Raw genomic sequence first — 8,912 nt, forward strand, 5'->3', positions numbered from 1 at the left:
CGTAGTCGCCGTCCGTCTCCTCGGTCACCGTGTAGGTGGTGCCGGGGATCAGGCTCTCCCAGGTGAGGGTGTCGGAGTCGGGTCCGGTGCCGGACGCGGTCTGGAGACCGCCGTCCTCGACCGCGGGCGTGAGCGTGAAGTCGAAGCTCCACGCGTAGTCTGCCGCCACCCCGGACACGGTCTTGGTGACGGTCAGCTCCGACGGCTTGGCCGCATTGCCCGCCTCGCAGGCGATGTCCTGGGCGAAGCCGGCCTTGAAGGTCACGGCGTTCGCCACATCGTCCATGTCCTCGACCCCGGTGCAGGACAGTGTCTGGGCGTAGTCGCCGTCCGTCTCCTCCGTCACCGTGTAGGTGGTGCCAGGGATCAGGCTCTCCCACGTCAGGACGTCCTGGTCGGGCCCGGTGCCGGACGCCGTCTGGAGACCGCCGTCCTCGACCGCGGGAGCCAGCGTGAAGTCGAAGCTCCACGCATAGTCCGCCGCCACCCCGGACACCGTCTTGGTGACCGTCAGCTCCGACGGCCTCGCGGTGTTGGTCGCGGAGCAGGTGACGTGCTGGTCGAAGCCCGCCCGGAACGTGACGGTGTCCACGGCCAGATCGAGGTCACGCACGCCGGTGCAGCTGACCTGCGAGTCGAAGCCCGACGCCGGAGCCTCGGCGAGCACGTAGATCATGCCGGGAACCAGGCCGGACCACGAGGCCTTCGCCTCGGCGCCACCCACCCCCGCGAGGGTGCGCGGGACCGCGGTGCCGCCCTGCGGAGTCAGCGTGAAGTCGAAGCTCCACGCGTAGTCCTCGGCCACACCCGACGCGGTCTTGGTCAGGCTCAGGTCGGACGGCTTGGCGTCGTTGAGCGCGGTGCACGTGACGTGCTGGTCGAAGCCGGCGACGAAGGTCACCGAGGTCAGCGACAGGTCCAGATCCTTGACGCCGGTGCACGCGAGAGCCTGCACGTAGTCGGCGTTGGCCGTCTCGGAGATCACGTACGTGGTGCCGGGGACCAACGCGGTCCACGTCAGGGTGTCGGAGTCGGGCCCGGTGCCGGACGCGGTCTGCTTGCCGCCACCCAGCGCCGCCGGCGACAGCGTGAAGTCGAAGCTCCATGCGTAGTCACTCGCGACGCCAGAGACGATCTTGGTGACCGCCAGGTCCGACGGCTTGGCGTCGTTCAGCGCGTTGCAGGTGATGTGCTGGTTGAAGCCTGCCTTGAACGTCACCGACGTCGACGAGGTGTCGAGGTCCGTCACCCCGGTGCATGCGAGCGCCTGCACATAGTCGGAGTTCACCACCTCGGAGATCACGTAGGTCTCACCGGGGACCAGCGCGGTCCACGAGAGCTGCGCGGAATCGGGACCGGTGCCGGTCGCCAGCTGAGCGCCCCCACCCGTCGCGGCGGGGCTCAGGAGGAACCCGAAGGCCCAGTTGTAGTCGGACGCGACACCCGAGACCGTCTTGGTGACGGTGAGATCGGACGGCTTCGCGGTGTTGGTCGCGGAGCACACGATCGCCTGGTCGAACCCGGCCACGAACGTCACGGAGGTCGCGACCTTGTCCAGATCCGTCACTCCTGTGCACGAGAGCGCCTGGTTGTAGTTGCCGTCGACGGGCTCGTTGAGCGTGTACTGGCGCCCGGGGACCAGGTCTGTCCAGACCATGGCCGCGGAGACGCCTTCACCGGTGCCGCTCGCCGTCTGCTTGCCGCCACCCGTCGCGGACGGGTCGAGGGTGAAGTCGAAGGACCAACCGAAGTCGTCCGCGACGCCCGAGACGGTCTTGGTGAGCGACAGCGAGGACTTGTCCGCGGCATTGGTGGCCGCGCAGGTCACGTGCTGGTCGAGCCCGGCCTTGAACGTCACCGAGGACGGCGACTGGTCGAGGTCCACCACCCCGCCACAGGTGAGCGACTGGGTGTAGTCGGTGTCCACCTCCTCGGCGATCGTGTACGTGACGCCGGGGATCAGGTTGGACCAGGTCAGGGTGTCGGAGTCTTCGCCGCCGCCCGAGGCCGTCTGCTTCCCGCCGCCCGTCGCCGCCGGCGAGAGGGTGAAGTCGAAGTCCCAGGCGAAGCCATCGGCCACTCCTGTCACGGTCTTCGTGAGCGATAGGTCTGACGGGCGTGCGGCGTTGGTGGCCGCGCAGGTGAGCGCCATGCCCGCGGTCACCGCGACGTCATACGCCGGGGTGGTCGAGTCGGCATCGGGCACCGGGGCCCCCGTGGCATCCGCGCACGCGATCGCACCGGTGTAGCCGGCCGCGCCGGACTCGGTGAGCATGTACGTGGTGCCCGGCTGCAGGTCGGACCACGCGAGCACGTCGGTCGACGTCACGTTGCCCACACCCGCGGCGGTCTGAAGGCCGCCGCCGGTGGCCGCAGGCGCGAGCGTGAAGCCGAAGCTCCACGGCAGGTTGGCGGCCACGCCGCTCACCGCCTTGGTGAGGGTCAGCGATCCGAGCTTGGAGTTGGTGGCCGTGCAGGTCACCACCTCCCCCGCGCCCACGGTGATGTTCGCCGCATCGTTCTCGCCGCTGTCGCAGGCGATCGAGTCCAGGCGCCAGCCGGCCTGCGGGGTCTCCGCCACCGAGTATCCGGTGCCGGCGTTGAGCGTCTTCGTCAGGGTGTTGCCCGAGACGGTGCCGTCGTCGGCCGTGGTGGTGATCGAGTCATCGATGGTGCCCGTGAACGCGAACGTGCCGGTGCCGCCGTCGCTCGCCTTCTGGATCACCAGCTTGCCGCGCTGGTTGTTGGTGAAGGTGCAGGTGATGAGGCCCGCGGCCGTCGGGGTGACCGTGGCGGACTGCGCCGCGAGGTCCACTGAGCCCACGTCCGCACCGGCCGCGTCCTTGCAGTAGATGGTGTCGAGACCCCACGGCAGCGCCGTGTCGGGCAGGGTGCCCTCGGTGAGCGTCAGCGGCGCGCCGGGCGTGGCCGCGAAGGTCTGCGAACCGCCCAACTTCAGCGTCGCATCGTCCCCACCCACGGTGAAGTCGAAGTCCTGGCCCGGGTCGCCGGCGCCCTCCTTGACCAGCTTCACGCCGGTGAAGACGTTGTGGATGGTGCACGAGGTGGTCGCGATGGCACGCCCCGCGAAATCGCTGGGCGGGATCGCGAACCGGGCGGTGGTGTACTTGCCGTTCTCGTACAGGGTCACCGTCTTCATGGGATAGCCCACGGCGAAGATGTCCTGGTACGTGCACATGATGGTGTCGAGGCTCCAGCCCGCGGGCAGGGGTGTGTCCTCGACGGCCGTGTAGTCCCGCTGCGAGATCACGTTGCGCCACAGGTCCTGCTCGCCCACCTTGAGATCCGCGCTCAGCACCTTGAACTGCCCGTTCGCGGTGGCGTCGCGATGCACGCCGGTGGTGTTGAGGCTGCCGTCGAAGGAGATCCCGGTATCGGCCTGGCCCACGTCGTAGCCGAACAGGGTGCCGTCGTCCGCGACGTTGGCCGTCTTGTCGACCTTGAGGTCCGCGCAGTTGGAGATGCGCAGCGGCGTGACCGCCACCAGGTCGATCAGCGAGGAGCTCGGGTCGAAGCCCGACGCGGTCGCCGCGGTGCCGCCCACCTCGATGGTGCGGCACGCATCGGCCGGGAGGATGCCCAGCGCGGTCAGGTTGATCGCCACCTCGCCCACCGTCTGCGACGCGTACACGTCGACTTCGCCGGGGTCGATGGTCAGCAGCGTGTTCCAGCCGCCCGCGCTCCACTGGTACAGGCGCGCGCTCGAACCCTGCGACGGGTTGAAGTCGAACAGCATGAGGTAGTCGCCGTTGCCACCCTGGCTGGGCAGCACGCCGTCGCCGTTGTCGAAGAACAGCGAGGCGATCATCGAGCCGTTGTCCGCGGTGCAGCGCTCATACGCGGCGTAGACCACGTCGTTGATGGTGCCGTTGACGTCGACCTTCTCCGCGGCGAGACGCACGGACTTGAGGTCGCTCTTGGACGGCGTCGCGGTCTTGAGGATCGAGTCCCAGATGGGGCCGCCGTCGAGCTTCTCGCCGTTGCCGCCCACGTCGTCGCTATCGGTGGCGCACAGGTCCGTGTTGACGCGGCTGTAGTAGACGCCCGTGGTGGCATAGCCGCCGGGCGTGGTCCCGGGGCCATAGAGACTGCCCCAATCGGACGTGCCCGTGAAGTTGCCGTCGATCTCGAACGCGGTGGCCGGCACCAAGCTGGTGGTGGCCGCGGCGGGAGCCGCGACGGTGCCGGACACGACCGCGGCGAGCAGCGCCCCGATGGTGATGGCGGCTACCGATGGTGACGGGCGGGCCGCGCGTGATCGCGCATGCCTCCGAGTGTTACCCCTGGACCCGAATCCCTCGCTGAACAGAAAAGTGCGCATGATACCCCTCCCTCAAGGGGTTGATGCCACGCTCCACGCCGAGTGTGACCTAAATCGCACGCTACGCCTCGCGTGTGACATTCGCCACAGTTTCTTGCCCTGGGTGCAGGAATTGTGCGGGTTTGTCTGGATTTCCGCGCGAAAGTTTTGCCGATTCGTGATCTACCAGGGCTCAAGGAAGGCGCTCGAGGCGCCGATGCGGCGCGTTTCAGAGAGCAAGGCCGGCCGGCGGCAGCACCTCGAGTGAGGCGGGCACCGGGCGTGTGTTCGCCATCGGCGTCCCCCACTGCGGGCCATCGGCGTCGAAGGGCAGCACCTGGGCGCACGCGTGCCGGTTCGGCTCGTGCAGGGGGTCGCCCACGATCTCCGTGTAGGTCCGGGAGTGGTACACCAGCACCACGTCGCCGTCCTCGTCCTGGGTGAACGAGTTGTGTCCCGGGCCGTACTGGCCGGCCGCCGGGTCGGACACGAAGACCGGCTCGGGGCTCTTGGCCCACGCCGCGGGGTCAAGGAGGTCGGCGCCGGCCGCGGCCGTGAGCAGGCCCATCGCGTACTCGATGCCGGTGCCCGAGGCCGAGTAGGACAGGTAGACGCGACCTCCACGGATCAGCACCGAGGGGCCCTCGTTCACCGCGAACACGCGCGTCTCCCAGTCGAACTCGGGTCGTGTCAGCAGCACCGCGCGGGTCGCGAGCGTCCACGGATTCTCCATGCGGGCGATGTACAGGTTCGAGTTGCCGCGGATCGCGAGGTCCTGCTGCGCCCACACCAGGTACTGCGCGCCGCCGTGGACGAAGCTGGTGGCGTCGAGCGCGAAGCTCTCCCACCCCGTGTCGACCCGCCCCCGATCCACCCACGTGCCGGTCAGCGGATCCGCGTCCGTGCACTCGAGCACGTAGATCCGATGGTTGAAGGTCTCGGCGGCGTCGGGCAGGTCGGCGGACGGGGCGCCGTCGGGCGCGGCCGCGTAGTAGACGTACCAGGCGCCGTTCACGCGGTGAATCTCCGGGGCCCAGATCAGGCGCGACTGCGCACCCGTCGCGTGGGCGGTCCAGATAGTGACCTCGGCGGCGGACTGGAGGTCCGCGAGGCGCGCGGCCCGACGCAGGACGATGCGGTCGTACAGCGGGTGGGAGCCGGTGAAGTAGTACTGGCCGTCGTGGCGCAGCACGCACGGATCCGCGCGCTGCAGCACGATCGGGTTCGGGATGGGTTCGCCAGCCATGCGCTCTCCTCATTGACGAGCGTCGGCTCGTTTTCCATCGTTGTAAATTCTGGTGTCGATGGTAGCCGATGGCGCGGCGCGATGCATCCCCCAGGCCGCGAGCGCATCGTTCCCCCGCCGCGCGAGTGGCCGCGAGCGTGCCTCGTCAGCGCCGGGTTCGGCCGCCGAAGAGCATGTGCGCGAGCGGGACCACCGAGGCGACCATCAGCACCGTGCCGAGGCTTCGATCGTCGGAGCGCACCAGCGCGCCCGCGATCAGGAGCGCGCTGAAGCTCAGCGCGGAGAGCAGTCGCCGCACCGTCCGTTCCGCGCGCGCGACGGCGGACTCGAGCCGTGGCACCGTGACCGCGAGGGTGCCGCCCTCGGCCTGGGCCAGCACCGCATCCATGCGCTTCGGCAGGCGCCAGGCGATCTGAGCGATCTCGAGGGCGTCCTTCGCCAGGTCGCTCACCATGTCGAGGCCCTGGCTCCGGAGCAGGCGCTGGGCGTACGGCTCGACGGAGTCCCAGATGTTGTAGGCGGGATCCAGCGCGCTGCACACGCCCGAGGTCAGCGACACGGCGCGTATCACCAGGAGGAAGTCCTCCGGCATCTGGAACGGCATGGTCAGCACCACGTCGCTGAACTCCAGGCCGAAGTCCCGGAACTCGCGCGGGTCCAGCTCCCGTAGCTCGGCGAACCCCATGCCCCCGAAGCGGGCGAACAGCTTGTCCATCACCCGTTCCAGGTCCGCGGTGTCGGCGGAGGGGAGCAGCACCCCGGCGCCGTTCATCGCCTGGACCATGCCCCGGCCGTCCCGCGACGCCGCGGCGATGATGAGGGCGCGCAGCCCTTCGCGCAGCGCGGTCGGGATCGAGCCCATCATCCCGAAGTCGACGAAGGTCAGCCGCCAGGGGTGGCCGTCCTCCCCCGGCGCGGCGGGCTCGATGAAGAGGTTTCCGGGATGCGGATCGGCGTGGAAGAAGCCGTGGACGAAGAGCTGATCGAACATGACCTCGGCGAACACCTTCGCAACGTCGGCCGGGTCGATGCCCGCGGCGCGCAGGGCGGGCGCATCGGTGATCTTGATGGCCGTGACGTCCTCGAGGGCCAGCACGCGGCGCGTGCTGCGCTCCCACACGATGGCCGGAACCTTGACGCGGTCATCCTTGGCGAAGTTCTCGGCGAAGCGTTCGGCGTTCTGACCCTCCTGCAGGTAGTCGATCTCCTCGAGGCTGACCGTGGCGAACTCCTCCACCAGCGCCGGCATGTCGGCCCGGTCAGAGACCAGGCGGATGCGGCGGAGCCATTGCGCGACGCGGCGCAGCGCCGCCAGGTCCACGTCGACGATGGCCTCGATGCCGGGCCGCTGGATCTTGACGACCACGCCGTCGAAGCCCGCGTTCTTGGCGTCCAGCGGGGCCAGCTGCGCCCGGTACGCCTGGCCCAGCGACGCGGCCGCCACCGGGTCCTCGTCGATCTGGGCGAACACGCGAGCGAGCGGCACGCCCAGCTCATGCTCGGCGAGAGCGCGCATCTGGTCGAACGGGACCGGCGGGACCTCGTCCTGGAGCCCCTCGAGCTCCTGCGTGATCTCGGGCGGGAGCACGTCGAGGCGCGAGGACATGAACTGGCCGAGCTTGATCATCAGGCCGCCCAGGTCCACGGCGAGCACCCGGAACTTGCGCGCGAACACCTGCATCCGGTCCGTGCGCGTGCGCTCGGCGACGCGGGCCAGGCCGATGCGCGGCAGCAGGATCTCGTACCACCACGTCACCGTGAGGTGCCACGCGGCGAAGCGCAGGATCCGCCGGTAGCGGGCACGGCCGGGTGAGGCGTCGGGCATCAGATCTCCTTGACCCCGACGGGCCGACGGCAACCCCGTCAGTCCTCCGCGAGGATCGTGTAGATCTTACGTCGCGCCTGGTCGAGCACCGCGGCCGCCTTCTCCTTCTGGGCCGCGGAACCGGACCGCACCACCTCGCCCACGGCCTGCGCCAGATCGACGCCTGCCTTGGGAACGCCGCCGAACGCGCCCGCGTCGGACTCCTCGGTCTCGGCCCAGGGAGCCGACGCCGCCGCGGTCGCAGCCTCGTCCTTGGCGGCCTCTGTCAGGGAGTAGATCTTGCGGTCCTGGGCCACCTCGACGTGGACCAGGCCCTCGTCGGCGAGCATCTGGAGCGTCGGGTAGACGGAGCCCGCGCTGGGGCGCCAGCGGCCACCCGTGCGATCCTCGATCTCACGGATCATCTGGTACCCGTGCATCGGCTCCTCGGAGAGCAGGGCGAGCACGGCCGCGCGCACGTCGCCGCGGCCCATGCGGGTGCCCACGCGCTTGTCGAACGAGGCGCGCAGCTGATCCATCGCCTGCCACATCGCGTCGCCGGCCTGGCTTGCGTCGAACCCCATCGGACCCGAACCCTTGTGCGACCCACCCATGATGACCTCCCGTGAACGATATCCGAACGATTCTCAACGATATATCGTTCGCGGGGTTGGCGCAACTGGCGCCCCACCCGTGCGGCGCCACTGCGGCCCACCACTGCGCGCTGGCGGGACTTAGTTGTCGAAAGCGGCCCGATTCCTCCACCCATGTCCCGCTACGGCGCATCGGTGCGCATCGTCGCGCCACGCCAGAGGGGGCCACCAGTGGTGGCCCCCTCCGCGACTGCCGTCAGCGATCGATCACTCGATCACCGGCGGGAAGTCGTTGCGCCCTCCGTCCTTGGCGTCCTTCGCGAGGATCTGCGTGACCTCCGCGTCGCACGAGGTGACGAAGGAGTTGTTGAACGCGTCACCCGGGTACGAGGCCTTCCAGTAGTAGGTCCCGCTGTCGGTGACGGTGACGCCGGTCGACGTCTTCGCCTTGCCGTTGGCATCCACCGTTCCGGTGTCGCTGTCGACCACGACCGTGCACGCCGCATCGGAGTACAGGGTGAAGGTGATGGTGTCACCCTCGGGGTCGCCACGGACGCCGGACAGAGTCAACTCGTCATGGAGCACCCACGATTGGACCGTGGTGCCCGACGGGCTGGCCTTCAGCGCCGTGTTGGTGATGGTGCAGGTCTTGGACCCGCCCAACGCGAGCGTGCCCGTGCAGTCGGCGCTGTACGTGACCGCGTAGGTGACGCCACCCTTGACGATGGTGAGCGGAGTACCCGCCGCGCCGTCCTCCGTGACGCCGTAGGCGCCGGCGGTGAGGCCGGTGAGCGTGGTGGCGCCCTTCAGGGTGTCGGCGGGATGGTCGGGATCCGCCGCGAAGGTGTTGTCCTGAGACGCGTTGACCCCGCTCACGTCGAACAGGAAGTTCGCCGCCACTGCGGTGCCGCCCGCAGTGTTGTCCACCACCTTCTTGACAGTCAGCTG

At 69.3% G+C, this 8,912-nt stretch carries 5 protein-coding genes; all 5 read right to left on the reverse strand.

Features of this window, described 5'->3' with window-relative positions; translation table 11 throughout:
- Nucleotides 1-4,342: DUF5979 domain-containing protein (locus Q0L54_RS00875; protein WP_296664643.1), on the reverse strand; the 4,342-nt coding region annotated here is incomplete at its 3' end.
- A gap of 208 nt (nt 4,343-4,550) precedes the next feature.
- Nucleotides 4,551-5,567 (reverse strand): glycoside hydrolase family 43 protein, encoded by a 1,017-nt coding sequence (locus Q0L54_RS00880; protein ID WP_296664645.1) that lies wholly within the window; start codon nt 5,565-5,567, stop codon nt 4,551-4,553.
- A gap of 145 nt (nt 5,568-5,712) precedes the next feature.
- Nucleotides 5,713-7,392, reverse strand: coding sequence for an AarF/UbiB family protein (locus Q0L54_RS00885; protein WP_296664646.1), 1,680 nt, complete (start codon nt 7,390-7,392; stop codon nt 5,713-5,715).
- A 38-nt stretch (nt 7,393-7,430) separates the two neighbouring features.
- Complete coding sequence (locus Q0L54_RS00890) at nt 7,431-7,955, reverse strand: PadR family transcriptional regulator (RefSeq protein WP_296664648.1); 525 nt, start codon at nt 7,953-7,955, stop codon at nt 7,431-7,433.
- 276 nt (nt 7,956-8,231) lie between these two features.
- Nucleotides 8,232-8,912: hypothetical protein (locus tag Q0L54_RS00895; protein WP_296664649.1), on the reverse strand; the 681-nt coding region annotated here is incomplete at its 5' end.

This window comes from Demequina sp. (genome assembly GCF_024642165.1).
In the GTDB taxonomy this organism is placed as follows: domain Bacteria; phylum Actinomycetota; class Actinomycetes; order Actinomycetales; family Demequinaceae; genus Demequina.